Origin of the sequence: Paenibacillus sp. FSL M8-0334, assembly GCF_038000405.1 — a bacterium.
GTDB lineage: Bacteria > Bacillota > Bacilli > Paenibacillales > Paenibacillaceae > Paenibacillus_AQ > Paenibacillus_AQ campinasensis.
Window position 1 is genome coordinate 2,706,361 of the sequence record NZ_JBBOCH010000001.1, and the last position, 26,920, is coordinate 2,733,280.

Here is a 26,920-nt window from a genome sequence, read left to right on the forward strand (position 1 = left end):
CAAGCAGGCCGCGGTGAGCGGCATTATCACGTTCGAAGCGATAAGAAATTGGAGTCCTCCGGCAAGCCAAGATGATCCAGGAACGGATGTCTTTTGCCGGGGGATTTTTGTATCCGCAATATTCTTTTCTTTACAAGTGGGGGTCTGTTCGTTAGAATTAAACCGTACAGTCGGTTTTTAAGGAGTTGTGGTGAAGGAGGCGCGGCAATGGCGACAGAGAAAGCACTCCGAAAACGGGACCTCATTCTGGACAAAGCGAAGGAGCTGTTTATTCAGCACGGATATGCCGCAACATCCATGGATGATCTGGTTCGGTACAGCGGGATCAGCAAGGGCAGCATCTATTATCACTTCGAGAGCAAGGAACAGCTGTTTGTCCAGATTCTTCTGCGGCAAAATGAGGAATGGATGCGGGCATGGGAGGAAAAAAGCAGTCAGTATAGCGGGTTTGAAGCCAAGCTGTACGGGGTGGCCGACCACCTGGTGGACGATTTCTACCTGAATCCGCTCGTCAAAGTAGCCGAGGAATTTCATCTAGGCGGCGCGGAAGACAGCAACCTTATGGAACAGTTGCTCGAGATTGTTCAAGCACCGAGACAGCTTTACCGCGATATTTTTGCCGATGGCGTTCGGGAAGGGAAGATGGCTGCAGACGATGTGGATGAAATGGTGATCATCTTTGCTTCCATGCTGGATGGCATGTCGACCTCGTTTTACGAGCGCTCCAGCGAGGATTTGAGGAAGCTGTACCATCGCGGAGTGGATATTTTCCTTCGCGGGATCTTATAGCAGCATGACATCATGGAACCGTGCTCCTATCTCCATAGGATACGGTTTGTCTTCATCATTTAATAAACTGACTAGTCGGTTTTATAGAAAAGGGGGATGTGTTTAATGAAAGGTCTACTGTCGAGCCGCGCTTTTGTTCTGCTGATGTTATCTGATCTTCTGCAAAATGTAGGGATCTGGATTCGCAATATGGCTTTGCTGTTCTTCATTATGGAGAAGAGCGGGGGAAATCCGGTTGCGGTCTCCCTGCTTACGGTTATTGAGTATGCGCCGATCTTTATCTTCTCGGCCATTGGCGGGGTGCTCGCGGATCGTTGGCGTCCCCGGAGAACGATGCTGTGGGGCGACATCCTCAGCTTCATATCGATTGTGATCATTCTGTTCACCGTCATGTCGGGAATGTGGCAAGCCGTATTTGCGGTCACGCTGGTCTCAGCGATCGCCTCGCAATTCTCTCAGCCAGCATCTGTGAAGATTATTAAGCGCAGTCTCCCGGATGAACTGGTTGCCCAGGCGACCGCCTTATCGCAATCGATGATGTCGCTGTTCATTATCGCCGGTCCCATTATAGGCACGGCGATCTACCAGCACCTTGGCCTGGAGGCTTCCTTGTTCAGTCTGCTCGGCGTCTTCGGACTGTCGGCTGTTCTTATCGTCTGTATTCCTTCTTCGGTGGATGAGGGCGGGACGGTACGAAGCGGGCCGTCCTCCTTCCACAGGGAGCTGGGCGAGGGAATCCGTTATATCACGGGAAGCCGAATGCTCCGGATCATGCTTCTGATCTATGCAGTGCTTGCCCTGGGCGCGGGTCTCGTCCAGCCGCTCGACATCTTCGTGATCACGAATCGACTGCAGCTGGACATGACCGCTGTTCAGTGGTTCACTGCACTGGAAGGAGTCGGCATGCTCGCCGGCGGAATTATGGCAGCGATTCTTGCCGGAAAGCTGAACGGGAGGCTGCTGCTCTTCATCGGCTTGGCATTTCTCGGGATCTCCACTTGTGTGGAGGTGCTGTCCCTATGGCCGCTCTTGACCGGATCGCTTCGTTTTCTGACCGGGCTGTTGCTGGCGCTGGGACAGACTGCACTGATGGCCATGGTCATCCGGGGCGTGGAGGAGGCTTATGTGGGAAGGATGAGCGGTCTGCTGAGTCCGGCATTTACCGCCATGCTGCTGATCGGATCAGGGATAACCGGGGTGTACATGTCGCTGACGTCCATTTTCGTCGTTTATTTTACCGCCGGCGGATTGTTCCTGCTGGCCTCCCTGATCAGCCTCCGGCTGCCGGCAGCCTCCTCGGCGCTGCCTTCCGGAGCCCAAACGCCCCAAGCGGCTGCATCATCTTCAGCGCCCGCCTGTTCTTCACAATAAAGGCGGTTGTCAGCCGCCTGTTATTGCTGAGTTAAAGCGTCAATGAATGTGCTTGCCGAAAACGCCGCTTGAGGCGATACTAAATGGTGGGCAATCGACAAGACCACCAAAGGTGTCACTTGATCATAGAGGCGATTCGCGAGAGATATCAGCGAGTCGCTGTTCACGTAAAAAGAGCCCGGGAGGGCTTTTTTTCTGTGCGTTTTAGCGGTTGCCACTGCGCTGGCATGCAGACAGATGAACATGCCGCCAGTAATTCTATTATGGATATGGACGCTTACAGGCAGCGGAACTTTGGCTTGCCTGTCGCGCTTTTGGAGACTTTTCACGATGAAGTTATTATCGCAGTATCCCAAGGAAGTAAAAGCATTTCTCGTAGCCAGCCTGGTTGCATCCGCCGGCGGTTCCTTGATGTGGCCACTGACGACAATGTATGTGTTTGATGAACTGAACCGCAGCATGCAGGATGCAGGACTGGTGATTCTTATACAGTCGCTTGGGGGCATTATCGGCCAGCTCCTCGGTGGAGCGCTGTATCATAAGGTCGGCGTAAAAAGATTGATCGTCGGCTCCTTGCTGCTGAATGCGCTTGGCCTGTTCTCGCTTCCGCTGATCAACGGATATTGGAGCCTTCTCATTGTGACGATGGGGCTCGTCGGGCTCTTTAACGCCGTCTCGATGCCGGCGATACAGGCCTTTATCGGCTTTCGCTTTGCCGATCGGCGGGGAGAGCTGTTCAACGTCGTCTATGTGGCGAACAATATCGGAGTTGCGCTCGGAACCGCAATGAGCGGCTTTCTGGCGGAAATCTCGTACCATCTCAGCTTTGTGCTGAACGGGGTAACATCATTTGGTTTTGCGGTGTTCTTCCTGATCTATCTGACCAAGCTGGATGCGCCGAAGGAGGCAGCAGGCCCAGCCCTTCGCAAAACGCCGCTGTCGGCCGGGCCGGGTGCGTGGGCGCTGCTTTCCCATACACGGATTTATCTGTATATGGGACTCGGCTCATTGTTTCTCTGGTTCGGCAATTCCATCTGGAATACAGGCGTATCGCCGTTCATCATCTCCGAGGGGATGTCGAAGGCCGCATACGGGTATCTGTGGACGCTGAACGGCATTCTCATCTTTGCCGCCCAGCCGCTTGTCGGTTTGATCAGACGCTGGCTGGCCCGCACGGAGTCCAGCCAGATGACGGCAAGTGCGCTATTCTACCTGGCGGCTTATGTGGTGATTGCCTTGATGCAGAGTTACCCGGGGTTGGTGCTGGCGATGGTGCTGGCCACCTTAGGCGAGATGCTGATCTCGCCGGCAATTCCGGCCTTCATCTCGGAGCGGGCGGGCCGTTCGGCTCCGTTCTATATCGGCGTCGCCGGCGGCATGGGCGCAGCTGGACGGGTGCTCGGGCCGTACTTTATGGGAACGATGTTTGACAGCGGCGGACTGACACCGGTCGCATGGCTGGCCGCCGCAACAGCGGTGCTCTCATGTATCGCCTTTGTTGTGCATGCACGAATGAGCCATCATTTTACACTTCCGGAGGATGCGGGCGGTGCCCCGCCTCTCGGAGGCACGGTGCTGCAGAAGCCACTGCTGGATAAGCCGTCTGAATCTTGATGGTTGCGCTGGAAGGCATTATGTCTTCACGCGAAAGGATGACGCTAGGGCTGCCGGCCTGTGGCATGCACGGCTTCACGCTCCTGTGTAGTTCCTCGGCAGCGCCCCTGCATGGAGGTGCCCGACTTCTGCCCCAGGCTGGCCGGCTCAGGCGATGACCGTCCCTGCATGGATCCCAGCCAGCTGTTATAATGAGAGTAGCTACGGTTCATAGAGGGGGGGATGCCATGAAAGCCAGCCAGGAAGTTCTGCTGATCCGCTTGTCCGAGATGAAGGATGCCGGCTGCCTGATGGAGCTGGATCATCTGGTCTGGGACCGGAACACGGCGCCGGAGCCGCTTGTGTGGACATCGCGGGAGCAATACTTGCTGCACTGTCCCCCCGGAAGCCAGCTGGTTGCCTTTACGGGGGATGTGCTGTGCGGGTATGTCGGCTTTCGATCCCCGAGCGGTCTGGCGAGTCAACGCCACGTGAAGGAGCTGAACATCGCCGTTCATCCTTCGTATCGCCGTCAGGGCATTGGTCGGCAGCTGATCGAAGCGGCTTGGCATATGGCCCGGAGGGAAGGGGTCGCGAAGCTGAGGCTGCGGGTGCTGTCCTGCAATCCCGGGGCGCTTGCTTTCTACCAAGCCTGCGGGTTTCAGGAGGAAGGGCGGCTGTCAAGGGAATTCGAGGTGGACGGCCGGTTTGTGGACGAGATATGGATGTGCCTTTTTGTCTGATAAGATAAGATGCTATTGATCGTATACAGGAGCGGTTCGGCAGGATGCCGGGCCGCTTGTATTGTATGAGGGGCGTGGGTCCTGTCTGCGGCTAGACAAGGGCTGCGCATGTGCATATAGTTTAGATAACGATCAAATAGATAAGAGGGAGCTGGCAGAAGATGAGTATGCGGATTGTATCCCTGAACGTAGGGAAGCCGATCACGGTAGATTATCTAGGCAAGCCTTTGAGTACGGGCATTTACAAGCAGCCGGTAGAGGGTGCGGTATTTCTAGGGAAAGAAAATTTTGCAGGCGACGGCCAGGCCGATCTCGTCCATCATGGGGGAGCGGACAAGGCGGTATGCGCCTATCCGTTCGAGCATTATAAGTATTGGGCCAGCTCCCTTGGCAAGGAGATGCCGCCTGCTTCATTTGGGGAGAACCTGACGCTCCAGGGCCTGCTTGAGGATCAGGTGAGCATCGGGGATGTATTCCGGGTCGGAGAAGCGGTGGTGCAGATCAGCCAGCCGAGATACCCGTGCTTCAAGCTGTCGCAGAAGCATGGGGTGAAGGATATGCCGGCCCGTGTGCTGAACACCGGTTACAGCGGCTTTTATTTCCGTGTGCTGGAGGAAGGTGAAGTGAGTGCCGCCTCTCCGGTAACCCGTCTTGAAGCTCATCCGAAAGGGATCACCGTGCGCGAGGTGCTGCTCCTGATGAAGGACGGCCGCAAGGATGAGTCCGGCCTGTCCCGCATGCTGGAGCTGGAGGAGCTGTCTTCGAGCGTGAAAGGCCAGTTCGCCAAGTGGCTTGAAGCGCTGCGCAGCTCCAGCTCCAACTCTTAACGTACAGAACCTATGATTTTACAGCCGTCTCCATTCGCTTTGCAGCATGCCATAGACCGCATGGTTGACATAGCCTTGGGGCAGCTTCTCCGCTTCGCGAATAACCCCTTCCAGGACGAAACCGAGCCGCTCGGGGATGGCACGACTGCGCTGATTGGCGGTGGCACAGCGAATCTCTACCCGATTCAGCCCCATCCGCATCAAGGCGTGCTCGGTGAATGCGCGGCAAGCGCTGGTCATCAGCCCTTGCCCGGTGTAACGCTCGCCCAGCCAGTAGCCGATGCCGACGGAGCGGTTGTTCCAGTCGATCTCGTGGTATGAGATCGTGCCGGCGAGTTCTTCACGAACCCAGATGCCGGCGGAGAAGCCGCCGTTATCGGCCGCTTGCTTAAGCGATCCTTTAATATAATTCAATGAATCATTCACTTCCCGCACCGCGTCAACCCACGGCAGCCACTTCCGCAGGCGGTCCCGCGACCGGTCTGTAAGCTCGAACAGCGCCCGTGCATGCTCAATCGCCAAGGGGCGCAGTTCCACATGTTCGTCAAGCGTAAATGCAAACATCGTGTTCTTCTTCTCCCATTCCTTCGGTATTCCCGACTTCTTTATCGGGTTCTTCTCACGCTTTGCTCCAGCGCATAGATGTCTTCTTCAAGGGTGGCCATCCTGTCATTCACCACAAGCCTGCAATCGCTGAGCGCCTGGTTGTATATATAGGGGCCGAGGGTCGCCGTGAAAAAATCAAGCACACTTTCTGCAGCCAGATGGCCGATCGGCTCACCGCGCTCCACTTCGAAATATTCCATCACTTGCTCTACCAATAGCTCGCGTTGCTCCTTGGGAATTTTAAGGGGTCTCATGAAGAAGCCCTCCTATCGGCTGTTTTCTTTCATGCTACCTCAATAAAAAGCCACCGTCAAAGCCTGCTTGATCCCGCCGCTGCAGCTTGCCTTTAGCCGCCGATGCGAATACAGGGGACATGTCCATGCCAGAGCGGATATCGGCTTCAGCAGCCCAAATCCATCCTGCCAAGAAGCTCTCCATTCCTTGAACAATTGCGGCGTTACAGGTATATTTAAGAGAAACACGTTTATACAGGCTAATAGACGGAAAATTAGGACGAAAGGTTGATCAACGTGGAGAACCATCGGGGCACCCCCTCCAATTTTATAAAAAACATAATTGAAGATGACTTGAAGTCCGGCAAGGTGAAGGAGATTGTTACCCGATTCCCGCCGGAGCCCAACGGCTACCTGCATATCGGACATGCCAAGGCGATCTGGATCAATTTCACGCTGGCTGACGAGTTTGGCGGGCGGACACATCTGCGGTTTGACGACACGAACCCGGTCAAGGAAGACATCGAGTATGTGAACTCGATCAAGGAAGATGTGAAGTGGCTCGGCTTTGAATGGGAGGAGCTTCGCTACGCCTCTGACTATTTTGAAGAGATGTATGACCGCGCGGTTCTGCTGATTAAGAAAGGGAAGGCCTATGTGGACGATCAGTCCCCGGATGAGATTCGGCGGACGCGCGGAACGCTGACAGAACCGGGCAAGAACAGTCCTTACCGTGATCGCAGCGTGGAGGAGAACCTGGACCTGTTCGAGCGTATGCGTGCAGGTGAATTCGCCAATGGCGAGCGCGTGCTTCGCGCCAAGATCGATATGGCTTCACCGAACATCAACCTTCGCGATCCGGTTATCTACCGGATTTCCCATGCGCATCATCATAATACCGGAGACAAGTGGTGCATTTATCCGATGTATGCTTACGCTCATCCTCTGGAGGATGCGATCGAAGGAGTTACGCACTCGCTGTGCTCGCTTGAGTTCGAAGATCAGCGCCCGTTCTACGACTGGGTCATCGCGGAGTGCGAGATGGAGAGCGTCCCTCGCCAGTATGAGTTCGGCAGACTGAATGTCGCTCAGACCGTTACGAGCAAGCGGAAGCTCAAGCAGCTGGTAGATGAGCAGGTTGTGGATGGCTGGGATGACCCGCGGATGCCGACCATTTCCGGGATGCGCCGTCTGGGCTACACGCCGGAGGCCATTCGCAACTTTGTGTATGAGACCGGCATTTCCAAAGCCTATGGCACGGTGGACCGCCAGGTGATGGAGCACTTCATTCGCGAGGATCTGAAGCTGAAGGCGCCTCGGACGATGGCGGTGATCGATCCGCTCAAGGTGGTCATTACCAACTACCCGGAAGGGGAGACGGAATGGCTTGAGGCGGAGAATAATTCGGAGAATCCGGAGATGGGGTCGCGTCAAATTCCGTTCTCCCGTGAAATTTACATCGAGCGGGAAGACTTCATGGAGGATCCGCCGAGCAAGTATTTCCGGCTGTTCCCGGGCAATGAGGTTCGCTTGAAGCATGCCTACTTCATCAAGTGCAATGAAGTGATCAAGGACGAGAACGGTGAAGTCGTTGAGCTTCACTGCACATACGATCCCGAGACGAAGAGCGGCACCGGCTTTACCGGCCGCAAGGTGAAGGGAACGATCCACTGGGTGGAGGCTTCCCAGGCGGTGCCGGCGGAGTTCAGACTGTACGAGCCGCTATTCAAGGACGAGACGGCTGCCGAGGAAGAGCCGGAACAGGAAATTGCCGGAGAAGCCGAAGGCGAGGCTACGGAGACCGAGACGCCAGTGGAGAAGTCGTTCCTGGACGATCTGAATCCAAACTCGCTGCAAATCGTGCACGGCTTTGTGGAACCGAATATGAAGGAGGCCAAACCGCAGGATAAGTTCCAATTTTTCCGTCATGGTTACTTCAATGTCGATTCCAAATATTCGGAGCCGGGGCGTCCGGTATTCAACCGTGTCGTTTCGCTCAAGAGCTCTTTCCAGCTGCCGAAGAAATAAGCTTTAGCATCGAAGCGGCAACAGGGACTTTACATTGCAAAAGACTCGAACATCTTGGTCGATGTTCGAGTCTTTTTTTAGTTGCTCAACGCTATTCGGTTGTCGAAACCTCTTCGATCTCTTGACCGTTCTCATCCAGGTTTAGCGGATGATAGCCTTGTCTGCGCAGGGTATACCACATGCTGCCAAAGCCGATCGCCCCCATGATGGCCAGCAGCATGCCCGACTGGTACATCATCTGGGCCCCGAAGTTCTGGAACATCCAGCCGCCGGCAATGCCGCCGATGACACCGGAGATACCGCTCCAGCTCAGCGTATACAGCGCTTGGCCCGTCGCCTGGAACGCCCGTGGAACGAACAGCATCGTCAGCTGGACCCCGACATAGAAGTAACCGCCGAAAGTGACGCAGTGAAGCAGCTGGATGAAGGCGACCTCGATCGGGCTGGAGGCGTCCGCCATCAGATACCAGCGGAGGGCAAACAGCAGACTGACGACGGCCAGACATCCGACAAGCACATGGATGTTCCGCTTGAGGAATCGGTCAAACAGCAGAAAGACAGCGATTTCGAAGATAGAGGCAAAAAATATCGCCAGTCCGACCATCTGTTTGGAGCCGCCGAGCTCCAGTATGTAAATGGACATAAACGTATTGTTTGCCGTGTTCGGAACCGATACAATGATGCCAAGCAGAATGAATGCAATAAAGTACATGTTGGAGAACAGCCGCCCGAATCCTTTCAGGCTGACGCTGGCCGTATGGCTGGTCCGCTGGACGCCGGGAAGCAGGAAGATCAGCACCGCTGCCAGCACAAGCATAACCGAGAATACGATCGAAATCCGCCCGGAGCCGAGCCTGTCTATTACAGGTCCGGCCGCAATTGCGGTCAAAGCCCAGCCGAGGGAGCCCCACAGCCGGAAGGCGCCGAATTTATGCCGGGTTCCTTCAATATAGGTCAGAATTAATGTGTTGGTCTGAGAGAACATCGGTGTCTGGAAAAAATAAAACAGAATCATGGCCATATAAATCATCGTGTACGTGTTGGCCTGAAATACCCACTGTACCAACAGCAGAGTGCCGGCCATCATAATCAGAAGCACGCGTTTGATATCTCCAGCCCGGTCGCTCCAGAAGCCCCAGAAAGGATTGGCAAATACCGACACGAATGGAGCGATGGCCATCAGACTGCCGATCTCGATTTTGCTCATGCCGATATCCTGCAAATACAGCTGGAAGAAACCGGTGAAGATGACCATGGTTCCATACATGAAGAAGTTGAACAGCTTCAGGGAGTGCAAGGATGCTGAGTCATTGTTCTTATTCCGCAAGAAGGTCATTCCTTTCAGAACCGAATGCAGTCCATAATGCGACAGTGTCTCAGTAGCTGCCTGTCCTTCTCAATGTAACACGCATTCATATGGGATACAAATGATCTTTTTATCGTATTTTTCAACAAGGATACTGATAATGGGTCCGGAATGCAGCGATAAACGATGAAAGGATTGTCTAAACATGAACGGAAATCACGCAAGTGAAGAGGAGAAAAATACGGTCGTAACCGGCATTGTGCTGGCTGGGGGCGCCTCCCGCCGGATGGGCACCAATAAGGCGCTCCTGCCGGTAGGGGATAAGCGCTCCATTGAGCATGCGGTTGCCGGTTTGAAGCCGATCTGCAGCCGGGTCATCATCTCTTCGAACGATGAAGATGCCTATGCCTTCCTTGGTCTTGACATTGTGCCGGACCGATATCCGCAGTTGGGGCCGATGTCCGGCATTCATGCAGGGCTGTCGGCATCCGAGAGCCGGTGGAACGTGGTGGCCGCATGTGATATGCCGTTCCTTGATGCCGCCGTCATTGCCGCGCTGGTACAAATAGCGGAAGCTGCCGAGCGCAGGGAGCCGGGGCTGGAGGCGGTCATTCCTGTGGCTGCCGGACGTGAGCAGCCGCTGCTGGCTGTCTATCGGCGGGACGTCAGACATGGTCTGGAACGCAGACTGCAGAAGAGGGAGCTCCGTCTAACAGATTGGATCCTGGGGCTCCGCAAGGAAATCGTGGATGAGGCGCGGCTGGCGGAGCTGACTGGCCACCAGCCGGAACGGCTGCTCTTTAATATGAACAGGCCGGAGGATTATTCGGAAGCCTGCCGCTGGATCGGTCCCTCCGATCGGCAGCTTGGAGACGGATGACTGCTGCCACCCCCGAAAAACAAAGGTCAGGCTGACCGCAATGGAGCGCGATCTGGCCTGACCTGATGTTATCCCCCGATCTGGGACATCCGACGCACGGTCGGTGTATGGCTTTGCGCTTTTCTTTCCAGTGCGAGCGCCATTTCATGATTTTGCGGCTTTGCTCCGAGCGCCTTGCGGAACATATCGGCGACGGCTTGCGGATCATCGACGACCCGGCGAACGTTGAATTCATCCGACCAGTACAGGCAGGCCTTAATGTTGCCGTCCGCTGTCAGTCTGAGCCGATTGCAGGAATCACAGAAGTGTTCGCTGACCGGATGGATCAGGCCGAACGAGCCAGTGGCCCCGGCCACTTTCATATTGCGGGAAGGACCGTTGCCGGAAGGGCCTTTCTCATCGACAACTTCCCAGCCGGCCTCCTGACATACTTCCTGAACCCGGCTCAGCGGCAGATACGAATTCCGCCAATCCTCGGAAGCCTGGCCAATCGGCATATATTCAATAAATCGGACGTGAAGAGGACGATCCAGCGTAAGCGCGATAAAATCGCGAATCTCATCATCATTGAAGCCCTTCATAAGGACCATATTCAGCTTGATCGGATCAAGCCCGGCCTCGTAGGCAGCCTCGATCCCGCTGAGCACGCGCTCGACATTTCCTCCGCGGGTGATGCGCTCATACCGATCCGGCTGGAGGGAATCAAGACTGATGTTGATGCGGGTCAATCCCGCTTCCTTCAGTAATCTGGCCTTCGATGCCAGAAACATCCCGTTGGTGGTTAGTGAAATATCCTCGATGCCATCAATGGCAGAGATCATGCCTACCAGCGATTCCAGGTCCTTGCGTACAAGCGGCTCGCCGCCGGTCAGACGCACTTTGGAAACGCCCATCGGGGCAAGGACTCGGAGTACGGAAGCTATCTCCTCGAAACTCATAATTTGGTCGTGGGGTTGGAATTCCATTCCTTCTGCGGGCATACAATAGACACAACGAAGGTTGCATCGGTCCGTTACCGATATCCTGATATAATCATGGACCCGGCCGAAGGAGTCTTTTAACGGTTCGATCATGAGCATCCCCCTTTCGCTAGCTTCGCATGGTCACATTGTAGCTATTCCCCGGATAAGAGTCAATGCCGCAGTGCATGTCCGGAAACCGGACAGGCCTGTGGCATATGGACGCCGTGTAGTGAGGTTTATCACGGTAAGCGCTTTCGGTTTGGCGTATACTGAAATTGTCAAGAAACGAGGGGCTCCGTGGATAATGAAGTTATCGCGCTTCCGGAATGCGAAACTTCCCAAGTATTTCCGAAATTTTCGGAAAAAAATGCAATTCCCTTTCATTAGACCTGCATCTAAGATATACTGTGAATGATATCACATCCAACAAGATCGGTTTCAGGTAGGAGGTTCAATATGACGATATCACCTGATCAAACTTTAGAGGTACCCGACGTCTGCCACAGGTGGCTTGAGAACCGCGGCGCGATTTATGAGCTGCTTATTGATTTTCTTGGACAATGGCCAACGTTGTCTCTCGTTGCAGAATGGAGCCGGGGAAGCGGAATTGGAAAAGCGGCGGAATTGTCCCAGGGAGGACAGGAGCTGCGCAATTATTTAAGCAATCGTTCACCGGAGGAACTGGTGCGCATCAGCGAGTATGAAGAGGCGGAGTACCGCCGGTTGCTGGCTTACTCCAAGCAGCGGCCGCTGACCGAAACGAAGTATACCAAGCGCGGTAACGCTCAGGATCTGGCGGAGTTTTACGCTTCCGTAGGGGTTGCGTTCAAGAAGCTGGAAGGGGAAGCGGACGATTACATCGCGATTGAGCTGGAGTTTATGACATTGCTCCATGATCGCATGATGAACAACACGTATTGCGAGGACAGCATGATTAAACTGATGGAAATTCAGGAGAAGTTTTTACAGGATCATCTGTTGACGTGGATTCCGTCGTTTTGCCAGGATTTAAGGACTGCTACCGATAGCCCGCTCTATCAATCGCTGTCGCGATTATTGGAGGAATTCCTTGTTCAGGATCTCCATATGCTGAGAACCTGGAGACAGCACCGGGATGTTAGTCGAATCTCTTGATCTGTCGTTTACAATATAGACGTGCAACCTTTGAATGATGAGGTTAGATAATATAAAGCCGCGGTCTCCATATCGGAGCCGCGGCTTTTCTGTTAATTGCGATCACTCTTGTACTTGTTTTCTGCGATATTTCATCAGGAATTCGTATACGATCGGAACGATGACAAGCGTCAGCAGCGTCGAGCTGATCAGACCACCGATAACGGTAATTCCGAGTCCGCGCGAGATGATGCCGGCACTGTTTTCCCATCCGAACACCAGCGGCAGCAGCGCACCGATCGTGGCTAAGGCTGTCATCAGAATTGGACGCAGACGCGTCGTTCCTGCTTCCAGCAGCGCCTCGCGCGTGCTGAGTCCCTCGCGCTCTTTATGAATAACGCGGTCGATCAGTACGATGGCATTGGTGACAACGATACCGATCAGCATGAGAACCCCCATCAGAGCGGATACGTTCAGAGTCTCACCCGCAACGAGCAGGCCGACAATCGCACCGATCACAATGAACGGCAGGGAGAACAGAATGGCGAATGGTGCGAGTCCGCCTCCGAATGTTACAACCAGAACGAAGTAGACGATGGCGATGGCCGCCAGCATGGCCAGACCTAGCTGTCCGAACGTTTCGTTAATCTGCTCGGTTACACCGCCGAACTGTACGGAGACGCCGTCCGGCAGATCCAGCTTGTCAACTTCAGCTTGCAGCTTCGAGGAAGCCGCACCAATGTCGCTGGTCAGAATGTCAGCCGTCACGGTAACCGTCATTCTGCCATCCATCCGGGTGATCGTATCCGGTGTCGTTCCTTCTTCAACCTTGGCCAATTCCTTGATCGGAATGTCCATGCCAAGCGGCGACGTTACGGTTTCATTCTCAATTTCCTCAAGGCTCGTGTAGGTTTGGCTATCGGCCTCGATATACACTTTATAGCTCTTGTCCTCAATCTGAATCTCCGTCAGCACGGGACGTTCGCGCTGAGGGCTGAGCTTCATGGCCAGCTGGCCTGCGGTAAGACCGAGAGAGCTCAGTTTCTCCTGATCCGCAACGATGGTGTATTGCTGATAAGAATCCGACAGGCTCGTCTCCGCATTGTCGAAGTTTTCGGTATCCTGGCTGGCAATCTCCAGAATCTGATCAGCGACTGGTCGGATCTGCTGCAGCGAGTCGCCGAATACGTTCACCGTCAGCTGGGATCCGCCGAAGCCCCCGGTCATATCCATATTAGCCCAGGTGCCTTCCGGTACGATTTCGGCCAGGCCTTCGATCAGACCGGTCTTCACGTCTTCAAAATTCGGGGTATCTGGTTCATACATAATATAGAACAAGCCCGAATTGCCAGAGGAGCTGCCCATGCCAAGCGGACCGCCGCCGCCGATTGAGTATTGCATCTTCTCGATATGTGGCTGCTCCAGAATGAATTTCTCCGCTTGCAGCGCACGCTCTTCTACATCTTCAAGCAGAACGCCTGGTTCCGGGGAATACGTAACCATCACATACTTGTCTTCCTGCTCCGGCAGGAAGCTGACACCCAGGAACGGCGTCAACAATACGCTGCCTACCAGCAGAATAACGGCCATGGCGAACGTAATGATTTTATGATTCAGGGACCATTTCAGAATCGAGCGATAGCCGCGGGCCATGGCGCCCGGCTTCTCTTCATGATCATGCGTATTCTTAAGCCCCTTGCGGAAGAGGCTGTGAGCCATAGCTGGCACCAGCGTAATCGCAACCACGAGGGAAGCGAGCAGGGCGAATACAATCGTCAGAGCAAACGGAATGAACAGCTCGCCTACCATGCCGCTGACCAGGGTGAGCGGCAGGAACACCGCGATGGTGACGATGGTCGAGGACATGATCGGTACAAACATTTCACGCGTTGCTTCAAGAATGAGCTGCCGCCCTTTTAATTTCTCGGTCGACAGGGACATTCGCCGGTATATATTCTCGATAACGACGATCGAGTCGTCCACGACGCGCCCGATGGCAACGGTCATTGCGCCCAGGGACATCATGTTCAGGGTAATATCCATCTGCCACAGGCACAGCACAGCAATCAGCAGGGACAGCGGGATGGAGATGATCGATATGATCGTGGATCTGATATTCCGCAGGAACACCATAATGATCAGGACAGCGAACAGAGCTCCGTACAGTGCTTTGGACAGCATTGTTTTGACGGAATCCTCAATCGGCTTGCCCTGGTCCAGCATGATGGTCAGATCCATGTCCGGATAGACCTGTTTCAAATCTTCGACTTTATCTTTCACGAGGTTGACGACATCCACGGTGTTGGCGTCATTGGCTTTCACGATCTGGATGCCGATCGACTCCTTGCCGTTCGTCCGGGAGATGGACTCGGAAGTGCCGATCACCTCAATGTCGGCAACATCGCTTAGCTTGACGGTAGGAATGCCGGCAGGAATACCCGCATCCATATCGGCCGTGCCCGGCTCTTCCAGGGCTAGCTCATCCGGAACACCTGCATCCGGAACGCCTGCACCTGGAGCGCCACCCATTCCGGCATCAGGCGCCATGCCGCCAGGGGCAGCTGGAGCTCCGCTCGGAATTACCGGGATGGCAACGTTCTTCAGATCATCCAGATCCACGATGCCTCCGTCAACCGCAACGGCTTTCTGGGAACCTTCCATCTGAAACAGACCTAGCGGGGCATAGATCGAGGACCCCTGTACAATGCCTCTGACAGTATCCTCCGTAAGTCCGAGTTCATTCATTTCGTCCTGTTTGAATTTGAGCCGCACTTCATTGACGTATTGGCCAGCTACCTGAATCGTGGCAACGCCATCGAGATCTTCGAGCTGCGGCGCGATCTCATTCTCCGTAATCCGGGTTAATTCATCCAGGCTCATGCTTTCATTGTTGGCAATGCTGAGCGAGACGACTGGCATCGAGCTCATGCTGAATCTGGAGATGGTCGGGCGCTGTGCCCCCTCCGGCAGCTGAATGTCGCTAAGCGCTTCGCGAACAGCAGCGGTAGCGTTGTCCAGATTTGCGCCGTAATCAAACTCCACAATCAGGTTGGCTGCGTTCTCCATCGAGGTGGAGGTGATGGTTTTTACGCCATCAATTCCCCGAAGTCTGGTTTCCAGCGGCTTCGATATTTCTTCGACGACACCTTCAGGCGCTGCTCCGGGATAGATGGCCGTAACACTCAGGAAGGGAACGTTAATGTCCGGGATGGTCTCCTGCTTCATGGTGAGACCGCTGTATAAGCCGCCGAAGCTGACGATTATCGTCAACAGCCAGATGGCAAACTTATTACGAAGCGAAAAGTTAATGATTCCTTTCATTCGTCGGTGTTCTCTCCTCTCAATCTGCTCTATTTTTCTTTGTTAGACATCGCTGGCTTGCTTCGTAAAGCCTGGTGCAAGATAGATATCCAGCATTGTATTCATCGTTTCCTTCAGCTCTCGCTGCAGATCGGCTAATCCTTCAATGCCGTCCAAGTTAGCAAGCATTCCTTTCACAACAGCCCGGCTTGGTCGGATCGAGATCAGTTCCTTCTCCATAATGCCAAGCGATTCCATTGCGTCTTCTTTGACCAGAGGGTCAACGGGCAGTCCTTTGAGCTCCTGCTTCATCGCTCTGATAATGATCAGCGGATGTCGTGGCCCTTGCACTTCGTCTTCCAGGCAAATCCGGTCAAACTGTACGAGCACATCCGGCGGCACAAGCGGCTCAGGCCGTCTGTTCAGCATGCTGTGAACGATATCGTCCATCAGCTGAATCAGATGGTTGGCAGCCTTGCCCACATTCAGGTGAAAACCCGGCAGGAACAGAAAGCGGATATAAGAGCCCAGCATCCCCAACACGAACATGGCAATCTCCATGGTGTACGGCTCGGCTTCGGCCCCGTACAGCGTCTTGAGTTTATTGTTGAACCACACGAGCGTCTTCTGGAGCTGATCATGAAAATGATCTTTATCAAATGGAGTGTTGCCAGGCGGCAACTGATCATGGAACTGCTTGAGGAGAAACTCGCGAATCTCCAGAAAATGAATCAGCAGCACTTCCACCTGCTTGATCAGCTGCTCCTTCAGGCTCAGCAGCGGGTCCTGCTCAATGCTTAATATCTCGTCTTTGATCCGGTTGGCAATATAGTCGTAAATGCTTCGCTCAAGTTCCTCTTTGGACTTAAAATGCAGGTACAGGCTTCCTTTTGACATCCCGCATACTTCCGCGATCTCCTGCATGGATGTCATCGAGGAGCCTTTTGCAGAAAACAGCTGCATGGCCGTGATGAGAATCTGCTGTCTTTTTTCTGTCATTTTGTCCACCAATCAGACGCTCACCTCACAATACAAAACTACTTGGTTTTTATAATGACCGCCGGGTCAAAATAAGTATACAAAAAAGGAACGCCCAATACAAATGTCGCATGGGCGCCCCTGCAGACAGGCCTGCCTTCTAGGTCTGCGGCCTGGTTTTCTCAAGTTATGTGATGATTTTGAGCCCTACCGCAGCACACAGAATCATGGCGATAAACAGCAGGCGTCGCCACTCTCTCGGCTCACCGAACAGCAGCATGCCCACGGCGGCGCTGCCGACCGTTCCAATGCCTGTCCAGATCGCATACGCCGTGCCCATAGGCAGGGTTTTCATCGCATAAGACAGCAGGGAGAAGCTGGCCGCGAACGATACGCAGAGCAGCAGCACGTAGGGCCAGCCCTTGCGGCGGGAGGCCCCCTGAATTCCGATCACGCCTGTAATTTCGCAGGCGCCGGCCAGTATAAGCGCAAACCATGCCATATCAGCTTCTCACTCCTTTCGCAGGCTGCGGCTGTTCATCCGTCACAAGCTTCAGGCCGATGACACCGGCCAGCAGGATTGCAATCAGTATAATTTTCGATAGCCGAAAAGGCTCGCCAAAGGCCAGCATCTCCGTCGTCACCGTCCCCGCCGTTCCGATGCCGGTAAAGACAGCGTATACGGTACCCACCGGAAGCCGCTGAGCCGCCTTCATAATAAGATAAAAGCTGAGCACAATCGTAACGAGCACGGCGGCCCACTCCCATAGCTGCTGGGCATGCTTCAAACCGATAACCCATAAGATTTCAATCAAGCCGGCAAGCAATACATAAATCCAGTTCCTGTTCATATCGGTTCTCTCCTTTAATGCAAGCCTATTCCTTCGTGACCCCTGACCAATAGACCGGCCATACCGCCGCGATCCGCCGGGCCGTACGGTCTTTGCCTCCATATAGAATCTCGACATAAATGCCGTCCAGCAGTGTAATGTACGCGATAGCCGCCTGGCGCGAGTGGTGGATGATATCGCCATGAGCAGGACAGCCTTTGTCCAATAATCGGGTCACCATGTCTTCCTGCCGCCCGATGAAGGGGTACACCATCTCCTCCATTACTTCCACGTACAGGGAGCTTGGCGGAAAAAAGGACATCCGTAAAAAAAATCGGGTCTCATCATCCAGCTCATACGCGGCCTGGCGGCTGTCGAGAAATCCCCGCAGCTGCTCCTCCAGCGGCTGGTCGGCGCAAGAGGCGAAGAACGCGTCGATCTTCCGCTCCTGCTGCTCGAATACGTCTTGCAGCACCTGCAGAAACAGGTGCTCTTTACTGGAGAAATGCGCATAGATCGACGGTTTCTTGATCCCGCAATCATCGGCGATCGATTTCAGCGATGCACCTTCATACCCGTCCCGGGCAAAATGGACAAGCGCTGCTTGTTTAATATTGTCTGCACTCATGGCGAAGCCCCCTAACTAACGGTCGTTAGCTCAAGTTATAACAGGGTATGTTAGATTTGTCAATGAAGGACGAGAACGTTTCTGTTCTTCATATTTGACAGCGAGGCCGAGCGGCCTGTCCTTTAGTTCCTGCACCTGATCATGTAGAATATGGGTGACAAGCATCATAATGATTTGTCATGCGGATTTCGATTTGACGATATTTGATATAAGAAAGTTGGCTTAACCCAATTCTCCGTGCTAGACATCATAACGGTCAGAAGCGAAGGGGAAGGGAGAGACTGGCGAAGCCAAGCGTTCGCCTTTGTCCCGGATTTCAACCGCTGAGGCAATGAATGAAGAACACATCATCCTGATAAAGAAAAAAACAAGGGGATCTTACGATGAGAAAGGGAATACTGGCCGTTTTAATATCCGTCATTTTGTTTGCGTTCTATTATTTCGGGGTCAACGCTTTTGGTAAAACAACCGGGACCGTGATCGGGATATTCTCCACGCTGACGGTTGTGTCGATCGGTTTCATGATCTTCATGGAGAATCGGCATCCGACCAGCACGATGGCTTGGATCCTGCTGCTGGCGCTCATGCCGCTTGTCGGACTCGTGTTCTATTTTCTGTTTGGCCAAAACTACTTCAAACGGAGAAAGTATGATAAAAAAGCACAACGAGACATCTTGGCTTACGAAAGTCAGGCTTCCCGCAGACAGGCCCCTGACCATCCTGCCTTTAAACCGAAATATCATCAGCTCCTTCAGCTGTCCAGAAGGCTTGCCCGCACGCCGGTGTCTTTCGCTAGTGATACCCGAGTTCTGACCAACGGCGAAGAAACGTTTAATACGCTGTTACAGGAGCTTGAACAAGCGAAGCATCACATTCATATGGAATATTACATTTATCGTTCCGACGCCATCGGCACCCAGATTCAGCAGCTGTTAATCCGCAAGGCACGAGCTGGCGTGGCTGTCCGCTTCATGGTTGATGCCGTCGGCAGCTTGCAGCTGCCGCCCTCTTTCCTGAATGAGCTCAAGGAGGCCGGCGTACAAGTCGCTGTCTTCGGAAGCCCGAAATGGATCTTCTTCACCAGCAGGGTGAATTACCGAAATCACCGCAAAATCGTCGTGATTGACGGCAGTGTCGGCTTTATTGGCGGACTTAATGTCGGCGATGAATATTTGAGCCGCAGCAAAACGTTTGGCTTCTGGCGCGATACCCATCTGCTTGTGCGAGGCGAGGCGGTGCGGACGCTGCAGGTCGTCTTTTTGCAGGACTGGCATTACGAGACGGGCGAGCAGCTGTCAGACCAGGCCTATTTCTCCCCCGAACTGACGGAGAACGGCCGAGGGGCCGTCCAGATTATCGCCAGCGGGCCGGACAACGAGCGCCGGGCGCTGAAGAACATATTTTTCTCCATGATTGTATCTGCACGCAAATCGGTGTGGCTGGCTACACCGTATTTTATACCGGACGATGACATTCTAACCGCGCTACGGGTAGCTGCGTTGTCCGGACTGGATGTGCGCATTCTGTTTCCGTCCAAACCGGATAAATGGCTGCCGTATCTGGCATCCCATTCCTACTTTCCGTCACTGCTCAGCGCGGGCGTGCGCGTATATGCGTATGAGCGAGGCTTTATGCATTCCAAGCTTCTGATCGTAGACGGCGAAGTGGCCACCATCGGCACGGCCAATATGGACATGCGCAGTTTTCATTTGAACTTTGAAGTCAATGCGCTGCTCGTTCAAACGGACAGTGTGCAGAAGATCGTGGATGACTATATTGAGGACCTGGAGCATGCCAGCCTGATTGACCGGACCAAGTCCAAGCAAAAACGGATCGTGACCCGCCTTCTCGAATCTGCTGCCCGGCTGATGTCACCGCTGCTGTAGAATCGCCTTCGAGGGAGGACGGGAGGTTCAAGTCTAAATCTGCATCAATGAGGGGCGTCCGGTTGACAATGTATAATGATGGGCGCTGGAATTTTGCGAGGAGACAAGCTTTCGGCTTGATACGATACATTTTTAACTTATTAGGAGGTACGGAATGGAATTGGAACGGAAAAGGAACGAGGCAGGCGATAGCCTGAATCATCATGACTCGACAGCTGTACCTGAGAAAAGAACCGGCCCTTTGCTGCCGGAGGTCCCGACCGGTGAACGAAAGATCGAGCACGTGCGCTTGTGCCTGGAAGAAGAGGTCGGCTCCCGGGGCGTTACGCCCGGCTTTGAACGGTACCGCTTCCGCCATGCCGCCTTGCCTGAAGTGGATTTTGACGATATCGATCTCGGCACCTGGTTTCTTGGATATGCCGTTCGCGTTCCGTTCTTGATCAGTTCCATGACCGGAGGCAGCGCAGCCACAGGGGAGATCAATATGCGGCTGGCCGAAGCAGCCGAGCGTCGGGGATGGGCGCTCGGCGTCGGCTCGGTGCGCGCCGCGGTGGAGAAGGAGGAGCTCGCTGCTACCTTCCGCGTCAGGGATCGCGCGCCGAGCGTGCCTGTCTTCGCCAACCTCGGTGCTGTGCAGCTCAATTACGGCTTCGGTGTGGAGGACTGCCGCCGCGCGGTGGACATTGCGGGCGCCGACTTGCTGGTGCTCCATCTGAACGGGCTGCAGGAGGTGTTCCAGCCGGAAGGCAACACCCGCTTTGGCAATTTGCTGGTTCGGATCGAGGAGCTGTGCCGGAAGCTGGACGTCCCGGTCGGCTTCAAGGAAGTCGGCTGGGGGATCGATGGCGAGACGGCCCGGCTGCTGCTGGATGCGGGCGCGGCGTTTATCGACGTAGCCGGAGCAGGCGGAACTTCCTGGAGCCAGGTCGAGAAGTTCCGCAGCCATGATCCGGTCCGGCGCGCAGCGGCCGAGGCCTTCGCGGATTGGGGCAACCCGACCGCCGAATGCATCCGGGAAGTGAAGGCCGCAGCACCGGACTGCCCTCTTATCGGCAGCGGCGGGGTTGGCAGCGGCGTGGACGCGGCCAAAGCCATCGCGCTTGGCGCCGATCTGGCGGGCTTTGGCCGCGGGCTGCTGGGAGCCGCGGTATCGTCCGAGGCGGCGCTGGATGAGCGGCTCGCCCAGGTCGAGCTGGAGCTGCGAACGGCCATGTTTGGCATCGGGGCAGCTTCCATTGCTGAGCTCCAGGCGACGACGCGCCTGATGAGGATATAGATGGAACAGAGATCCGCTCAAGATAGATACGGAGATCTTCCCAAGATGGAACGGGATCTGCCCCAGGGCAGAACGGACTTGGAAGCAGCCCTGCGGGTGCGGGGATATTATGGTTTGAACTCTATGAACGATCTGCTATAATGAGTGAGATTATGAGTGAACGTTAATCCATTCGGCGTGAATAGCGCAGGATTAGAGATTCGAAATACCGTAGCATCTGATTCCGCCGCCCCGAGCATTATGGCCATGGGATCGGATGGTTCAGAGTATAACCGATAAGGAGTTGTCACATAAATGGCTTTGAAAGCTGGGATCGTTGGTTTGCCGAACGTCGGCAAATCCACATTGTTTAACGCTATTACGCAAGCAGGTGCCGAGTCGGCGAACTATCCGTTCTGTACCATTGACCCGAACGTCGGGGTGGTTGAGGTTCCGGATGAGCGTCTGGATAAGCTGACAGAGCTTGTTCAACCGAACAAAACCGTACCGACCGCTTTTGAATTTGTCGATATTGCCGGCCTCGTCCGCGGCGCAAGCAAAGGCGAAGGGCTCGGGAACAAATTTCTTGCCCACATTCGTGAAGTGGATGCGATCGTCCATGTTGTAAGATGTTTCGAGGACGAGAACATTACGCATGTTGACGGCAAGGTGAACCCGGTCAGTGACATCCAGACGATCAATCTGGAACTGATTCTCGCAGATCTGGACAGTGTCGAGAAACGGATTGACCGGACGAAGAAGAACATGAAGGGCGGCAACAAGCAGTTTGCCCAGGAACTGGAGCTGCTTGAGCGGCTGAAGGAAGCCTTGTACAACGACCAGCCGGCTCGCAGCGTGGAGCTGACCGATGAGGAGAAGCTGGTGGTGCGCGATCTTCATCTGCTGACGCTGAAGCCGGTGCTGTATGCGGCAAACTTAAGTGAGGACGGCGTTAATGATGCCGACAACAACCCATATGTGCAGCAGGTGAGGGAATTCGCAGCAGCTGAGAACGCGGCTGTCGTCCCGATCAGCGCCAAGGTTGAAGCCGAGATCGCCGAGCTCGAAGGCGAAGACAAAGCGATGTTCCTCGAGGAGCTGGGGCTTGAAGAATCCGGCCTGAACCGCCTGATCAAGGCAGCGTACAGCCTGCTTGGCCTGTATACCTACTTTACAGCTGGGGTGCAGGAGGTTCGCGCGTGGACGATCCGCAAAGGCACGAAAGCGCCGCAGGCAGCGGGCGTCATTCACAGTGACTTTGAGCGCGGATTTATCCGGGCCGAAGTTGTATCCTATGAGGACCTGGTTGCCGCCGGTTCGATGAACGCTGCGAAGGAACGCGGCCAGCTTCGTCTCGAAGGTAAAGAATATGTAGTAAATGATGGAGATGTCATGCACTTCCGCTTTAATGTGTAGATCATGTAAAGCCGCAGGCCACAGCTCTCTGTACCTTCGTGTGCATGAGCCGTGGTCTTCTTCTATGCTCATTATCTGCCTTCTCCTAGTGTGGCCTGCGTCTTATAAGTGGGCAGACCTATCTAGTCAAAGCGCTGTTTCCTTGTTATAATAAAAAGTCGTCTGCCACTGTACCAACCTGTAAAGGAGATAAAGTGGCGGTATGCTGTTTACAAGTGTGGAAGTTTACTAATAATTGAGGAATATTACGTAGTGAGGTGAATTCCTGTGCTGGACCGATTGCAATCCCTGGCGGATCGTTACGAGAAGCTGAGCGAGCTGCTGTGTGACCCTGATGTTGCAAGCGATGCAAAGAAGCTGAGGGACTATTCCAAAGAACAATCTGATCTGCAGCCTGCTTATGAGGCTTATGTTGAATATAAGAATGTTATCGAAGAGCTGGATGCCGCCAAGATGATGCTTGGCGAGAAGCTGGACGATGAAATGCGTGACATGGTCAAGATGGAGATCGAGGAACTCACCTCCCGCCAGCAGTCGCTGGAAGAGAAAATCCGGGTTCTGCTGCTGCCGAAGGATCCAAACGATGATAAAAACGTCATTGTGGAGATTCGCGGTGCTGCTGGCGGTGATGAAGCGGCTCTGTTCGCTTCCGACCTATACCGGATGTACACACGCTATGCGGATTCGCAGGGCTGGAAGGTTGAAGTGCTGGATGCCAGCATGAACGACCTCGGCGGGTTCAAGGAAGTCATCTTCATGATTAATGGCCGCGGCGCCTATAGCAAAATGAAATTCGAGAGCGGTGCCCATCGCGTGCAGCGCATTCCTACAACGGAATCGGGCGGCCGTATTCATACCTCCACCTCCACGGTAGCTGTCATGCCGGAAGCGGAGGAAGTGGACATCGAAATTCTGGATAAAGATATTCGCGTGGATACGTTCTGCTCCAGCGGAGCGGGCGGACAGTCCGTCAACACTACCAAGTCGGCGGTGCGCGTAACACATATTCCGACAGGCATCGTGGCGACGTGCCAGGATGGCAAGTCGCAGAACTCCAACAAGGAGAAGGCGCTGCAGGTATTGCGCGCCCGCATCTACGACATGATGCGCCAGGAGGAAGAAGCGAAGTATGCCGGCGAGCGCAAGAGCAAGGTGGGTACCGGGGACCGAAGCGAGCGCATTCGGACCTACAATTTCCCGCAAAGCCGGGTCACGGACCACCGGATTGGACTCACGCTGCACAAGCTGGATCAAGTGATGAACGGCGAAATCGAAGAAATCGTTTCGGCCCTGACGCTTGCGGAACAGGCGGAATCGATGGAAAAAGGAGTATAACGCTTTGGAGCGGATATCATTTGTTATGACGCCGGAGCGCAGCATAAGGGAAGCCTTTGTGGAGGCTTCTTCTTTTTTAGACAGCTGCGGTGTGCAGGAGCCCCAGCGCAATGCCCAGCTGCTCCTGGAATATGTGCTTGGCCTCACCGGTTCAGCCTACTATATGGCGCTGACGGAGCCGTTTCCGGCTGAGCGCCGCGAGCTGTGGGAGGAAGTGGTCTCCCGCAAGGGCAGCGGAGAGCCCGCCCAATATATTATGGGGGAGCAGGAGTTCTACGGGCGGGCGTTTCAAGTGACGCCGGCCGTGCTCATTCCGAGACCGGAGACGGAGCTGCTGGTCGAAGCGGTGCTGCAGCACGGGGCGAGCCTTGCTCCCCGCGATGGCGAGCGCCTTCTCGCGGCGGACATCGGCACAGGCAGCGGGGCGATTGCGGTGACGCTGACGCTTGAGGCCCCGGGATGGCAGGTGCTGGCCAGCGATATCTCGCCTGAGGCGCTCCGGGTTGCGGCCCGGAATGCCCAGCAGCTTAACGCGGCCGTGGAATTTCGGCAGGGTAACCTGCTGGAGCCATTTACGGGCATGGCGCCGGATATCGTCGTGTCCAACCCGCCGTATATTCCGGCAGAGGATATACATGGGCTTCAGCCGGAGGTGCGGGACTTCGAACCGCGAACGGCCCTCGATGGCGGCCCGGACGGCCTGGCGCCGTATCGGATTATGATGGCGCAGCTTCCGCTGCTGGCAGCGCCGCCGCGGCTGATTGCGTTCGAGCTTGGCATGGGCCAGGCCGCCGATGTAGCTAAGCTGCTGCGCCGCGCCGGTCATTGGGATGAAATTGTGACCGTACCGGACTTGGCCGGGATCGACAGGCATGTTCTGGGAATCGCCCGTTAATTGTATTCAGGGGGTTTTTCTTTTAAAATAAATGACGGTGGGTTTCACGTGCAGACATGCGCGAGCGATGGGCGGGAAGAACGAATCCCGGCCGCAGCCTCAGAGGTGCGCAATACGCATAGGTCTGGCGTGATATCTGATCTGTTCATATAACTGCAAGTGATGAACTCGGGAAGCGAAGACTTCGGGTACAGCCTTTTTGAGATGGATGAAATGCGCAGTTTCTGCAGATAATCGCCCGCCTGAACAGTCGCCGTGTTTCTTGCGAGCTTTAGATTGGGCGATACAAGCTCCTGTTTGTGATGGGCGCAATCGCAGAGGGCAAACTTTTTGGCCGTGCGCATAGTTTATGAACTGTAAGGCACAGCGGGGGCACAGCTCCGGTACGGGAGGACCGAGGTCATGTTGAATTACTTTTGGGAAAAAATAAAGAAAATCGATTATTTAATCGTGTTTGTGCTGCTCATCCTGATGGTTGTCAGTCTCACCTCCATATACAGTGTCACCAAAGACACTAAGTTGGATGGATCTCACATCTCGATGATTAAGTTTTATATTGTTGGCTTCATCGCTTTTTTTGGCATGAGTCTGGTCGATTTCCGGCTGCTTATCAAATATGCTTGGTACATTTATGGTGGCGGACTGATTACGCTCGTATTGGTTATTTTTATCGGGAAGGACCTTAACGGTGCCCAGGGATGGATCTACATCGGGACATTAAGTGTGCAGCCTGCGGAGTTGTTTAAGCTGGTGCTCATTATTTTCTTGTCCTTTGTGCTTTATCACAAAAGAAAGAAGCCGCATCTCAAGTTCTGGAGCGATGTCGTCCCGATCGGCATGATTGCCTTCTTACCGTTTGCGCTGGTGATGGTTCAGAATGACCTCGGGAATGCGCTGAGTTATTTTGTAATCCTGGTAGGGCTGTTGTGGATTGGCAATATTAAATACACCCACGCTCTCATCGGGGCCGTGGTGCTGCTCGGCGGCGCCTTCGGCGGTACGCAGGCGTATATCCACTTCCATGATGAGCTGGTGGAATCTAAACTGTTGAAATCGCACTGGATGGCTCGGCTGGATTCCTGGCTGCTCCCTGAGGAAGCGCCGTCGGATACCGTCTACCATACCCGCAATGCCAAGCTGGCGATTTCATCCGGCGGGCTGAGTGGAGCGGGCTATATGGAAGGCGGTTATGTACAGAGGAATTTCATACCGTATGCGTACTCGGATTCGATCTTTGTTCAGATCGCCGAGGAGTACGGATTTATCGGCTCCTCTGTGCTGCTCCTGCTTTATTTCATTCTGATTCATCGCATGATTCTGATTGCGCTCGAATGCAAGAACAGGGCTGGCCCCTACCTTATTGTCGGGATCATTGCCATGTTCATATACCAAATCTTCGAGAACATCGGCATGTTTATCGGTCTGATGCCGCTGACCGGGATTACCCTCCCGTTCATCAGCTATGGGGGTACGTCGTTGTTGATTAATATGGCGAGTATTGGTGTGGCGATGAGTGTGAAACTCCACGGCCAAGAGGTGGAAGAGGATATGCCGGACCCGCATGCGGTGCGGCCCGCCGCTACCCGGACGAGAGAGGCATAGCATAGCATCGATCAAACAGCTTTGTGCATGGCCACCGCGTCGGTTCGGCGGAGAGTTGTGAAACGCCGGAGGGCGTGTGCGGTTATTCAGAGTCGTCCAAGGGAGATCCCTTGGGCGATTCTTTTTTGTCTCGAATCGAGCAGGTGACGTCCACAGCATGGCCCGTACTTTCAACACGGGGCGGCAGATCCATATTCGTGTTCCGTTGGCTTTGCATGATTATCCCGTTCGATCAGGCAGCAGGGAAGAAACAAACAAAACAGACTAATCTAGCAATGAGACAAGGAAGCAGAGTAGCAGAGCAAGTAGATCAGCAGAGCAAGTAGATCAGACAAAGAAGCAGA

The 26,920-nt window shown here is 54.4% G+C and carries 24 protein-coding genes; 14 read left to right on the forward strand and 10 right to left on the reverse strand.

The genetic code is table 11. The features are described from left to right. Positions 1-207: 207 nt before the first annotated feature. The 5 genes from MKX64_RS11810 (at position 208) to MKX64_RS11830 (ending at position 5,323) form a co-directional block, all read left to right on the forward strand. Entirely contained in the window at positions 208-789 is a 582-nt protein-coding gene (locus MKX64_RS11810) for a TetR/AcrR family transcriptional regulator (RefSeq protein WP_095264971.1), read from the forward strand. A 105-nt stretch (positions 790-894) separates the two neighbouring features. Continuing rightward, positions 895-2,160 carry an MFS transporter gene (locus tag MKX64_RS11815; RefSeq protein ID WP_155618498.1) on the forward strand — a complete coding sequence of 422 codons (1,266 nt, stop codon included), beginning with the start codon at positions 895-897 and terminating at the stop codon, positions 2,158-2,160. 330 nt (positions 2,161-2,490) lie between these two features. Beyond that, on the forward strand, positions 2,491-3,774 hold the full coding sequence (locus MKX64_RS11820) for an MFS transporter (RefSeq protein ID WP_155618497.1): 1,284 nt from the start codon (positions 2,491-2,493) through the stop codon (positions 3,772-3,774). A gap of 227 nt (positions 3,775-4,001) precedes the next feature. Further along, positions 4,002-4,496 carry a GNAT family N-acetyltransferase gene (locus MKX64_RS11825; protein WP_095264968.1) on the forward strand — a complete coding sequence of 165 codons (495 nt, stop codon included), beginning with the start codon at positions 4,002-4,004 and terminating at the stop codon, positions 4,494-4,496. A 161-nt stretch (positions 4,497-4,657) separates the two neighbouring features. Further along, the gene (locus tag MKX64_RS11830) at positions 4,658-5,323 is read left to right on the forward strand and encodes an MOSC domain-containing protein (RefSeq protein WP_155618496.1); all 666 of its coding nucleotides are present in this window, start codon (positions 4,658-4,660) and stop codon (positions 5,321-5,323) included. Between the two features lie 18 nt (positions 5,324-5,341). Here MKX64_RS11830 and MKX64_RS11835 read toward each other — a convergent pair whose 3' ends face one another. Genes MKX64_RS11835 through MKX64_RS11845 form a run of 3 tightly spaced genes read right to left on the reverse strand, consistent with a single transcriptional unit; the run spans position 5,342 to position 6,355 of the window. Continuing rightward, positions 5,342-5,887, reverse strand: coding sequence for a GNAT family N-acetyltransferase (locus MKX64_RS11835; RefSeq protein ID WP_095264966.1), 546 nt, complete (start codon positions 5,885-5,887; stop codon positions 5,342-5,344). 41 nt (positions 5,888-5,928) lie between these two features. Then, positions 5,929-6,183: a DUF2164 domain-containing protein gene (locus tag MKX64_RS11840; protein WP_095264965.1), complete on the reverse strand. Its 255-nt coding sequence runs from the start codon at positions 6,181-6,183 to the stop codon at positions 5,929-5,931. 34 nt (positions 6,184-6,217) lie between these two features. Next, entirely contained in the window at positions 6,218-6,355 is a 138-nt protein-coding gene (locus MKX64_RS11845) for a hypothetical protein (RefSeq protein ID WP_155618494.1), read from the reverse strand. 95 nt (positions 6,356-6,450) lie between these two features. Here MKX64_RS11845 and MKX64_RS11850 point away from each other — a divergent pair, with 95 nt between their 5' ends. Next, positions 6,451-8,190: a glutamine--tRNA ligase/YqeY domain fusion protein gene (locus MKX64_RS11850; protein WP_155618493.1), complete on the forward strand. Its 1,740-nt coding sequence runs from the start codon at positions 6,451-6,453 to the stop codon at positions 8,188-8,190. Between the two features lie 91 nt (positions 8,191-8,281). Here MKX64_RS11850 and MKX64_RS11855 read toward each other — a convergent pair whose 3' ends face one another. Beyond that, complete coding sequence (locus tag MKX64_RS11855; protein ID WP_413773626.1) at positions 8,282-9,517, reverse strand: MFS transporter; 1,236 nt, start codon at positions 9,515-9,517, stop codon at positions 8,282-8,284. Positions 9,518-9,701: 184 nt separating this feature from the next. Between MKX64_RS11855 and mobA the strand changes: the two genes are divergently transcribed. Beyond that, positions 9,702-10,376: a molybdenum cofactor guanylyltransferase gene (gene mobA, locus MKX64_RS11860; protein WP_095398358.1), complete on the forward strand. Its 675-nt coding sequence runs from the start codon at positions 9,702-9,704 to the stop codon at positions 10,374-10,376. A 68-nt stretch (positions 10,377-10,444) separates the two neighbouring features. Here mobA and moaA read toward each other — a convergent pair whose 3' ends face one another. After that, a complete protein-coding gene (moaA, locus tag MKX64_RS11865; protein ID WP_095264961.1) occupies positions 10,445-11,449 on the reverse strand; it encodes a GTP 3',8-cyclase MoaA in 1,005 nt (334 codons plus the stop codon). A 345-nt stretch (positions 11,450-11,794) separates the two neighbouring features. On the opposite strand from moaA, the gene MKX64_RS11870 reads away from it, so the two are divergent. Further along, positions 11,795-12,472, forward strand: coding sequence for a TorD/DmsD family molecular chaperone (locus tag MKX64_RS11870; protein ID WP_095264959.1), 678 nt, complete (start codon positions 11,795-11,797; stop codon positions 12,470-12,472). 102 nt (positions 12,473-12,574) lie between these two features. Here MKX64_RS11870 and MKX64_RS11875 read toward each other — a convergent pair whose 3' ends face one another. The 5 genes from MKX64_RS11875 to MKX64_RS11895 form a co-directional block, all read right to left on the reverse strand. Continuing rightward, positions 12,575-15,772, reverse strand: coding sequence for an efflux RND transporter permease subunit (locus MKX64_RS11875; protein ID WP_341035917.1), 3,198 nt, complete (start codon positions 15,770-15,772; stop codon positions 12,575-12,577). A 42-nt stretch (positions 15,773-15,814) separates the two neighbouring features. Next, positions 15,815-16,750 carry a TetR/AcrR family transcriptional regulator gene (locus MKX64_RS11880; protein ID WP_230875764.1) on the reverse strand — a complete coding sequence of 312 codons (936 nt, stop codon included), beginning with the start codon at positions 16,748-16,750 and terminating at the stop codon, positions 15,815-15,817. A 166-nt stretch (positions 16,751-16,916) separates the two neighbouring features. Continuing rightward, on the reverse strand, positions 16,917-17,231 hold the full coding sequence (locus tag MKX64_RS11885; protein ID WP_095264956.1) for a DMT family transporter: 315 nt from the start codon (positions 17,229-17,231) through the stop codon (positions 16,917-16,919). 1 nt (position 17,232) lies between these two features. Beyond that, on the reverse strand, positions 17,233-17,580 hold the full coding sequence (locus MKX64_RS11890) for a DMT family transporter (protein WP_095264955.1): 348 nt from the start codon (positions 17,578-17,580) through the stop codon (positions 17,233-17,235). 25 nt (positions 17,581-17,605) lie between these two features. Next, positions 17,606-18,187: a TetR/AcrR family transcriptional regulator gene (locus MKX64_RS11895; protein WP_095264954.1), complete on the reverse strand. Its 582-nt coding sequence runs from the start codon at positions 18,185-18,187 to the stop codon at positions 17,606-17,608. Between the two features lie 383 nt (positions 18,188-18,570). Here MKX64_RS11895 and cls point away from each other — a divergent pair, with 383 nt between their 5' ends. The 6 genes from cls (at position 18,571) to MKX64_RS11925 (ending at position 26,576) form a co-directional block, all read left to right on the forward strand. Beyond that, positions 18,571-20,073 (forward strand): cardiolipin synthase, encoded by a 1,503-nt coding sequence (cls, locus tag MKX64_RS11900; protein WP_095264953.1) that lies wholly within the window; start codon positions 18,571-18,573, stop codon positions 20,071-20,073. Positions 20,074-20,227: 154 nt separating this feature from the next. Further along, complete coding sequence (gene fni, locus MKX64_RS11905; protein ID WP_095264952.1) at positions 20,228-21,349, forward strand: type 2 isopentenyl-diphosphate Delta-isomerase; 1,122 nt, start codon at positions 20,228-20,230, stop codon at positions 21,347-21,349. A 294-nt stretch (positions 21,350-21,643) separates the two neighbouring features. Further along, positions 21,644-22,744, forward strand: a complete 1,101-nt coding sequence (gene ychF / locus MKX64_RS11910; protein WP_095264951.1) for a redox-regulated ATPase YchF — start codon at positions 21,644-21,646, stop codon at positions 22,742-22,744. A 267-nt stretch (positions 22,745-23,011) separates the two neighbouring features. Continuing rightward, a complete protein-coding gene (prfA, locus tag MKX64_RS11915; RefSeq protein ID WP_095264950.1) occupies positions 23,012-24,079 on the forward strand; it encodes a peptide chain release factor 1 in 1,068 nt (355 codons plus the stop codon). A gap of 25 nt (positions 24,080-24,104) precedes the next feature. After that, positions 24,105-24,974 carry a peptide chain release factor N(5)-glutamine methyltransferase gene (prmC, locus tag MKX64_RS11920; RefSeq protein ID WP_179292093.1) on the forward strand — a complete coding sequence of 290 codons (870 nt, stop codon included), beginning with the start codon at positions 24,105-24,107 and terminating at the stop codon, positions 24,972-24,974. A gap of 402 nt (positions 24,975-25,376) precedes the next feature. After that, complete coding sequence (locus tag MKX64_RS11925; protein ID WP_095264948.1) at positions 25,377-26,576, forward strand: FtsW/RodA/SpoVE family cell cycle protein; 1,200 nt, start codon at positions 25,377-25,379, stop codon at positions 26,574-26,576. Positions 26,577-26,920: the final 344 nt, after the last annotated feature.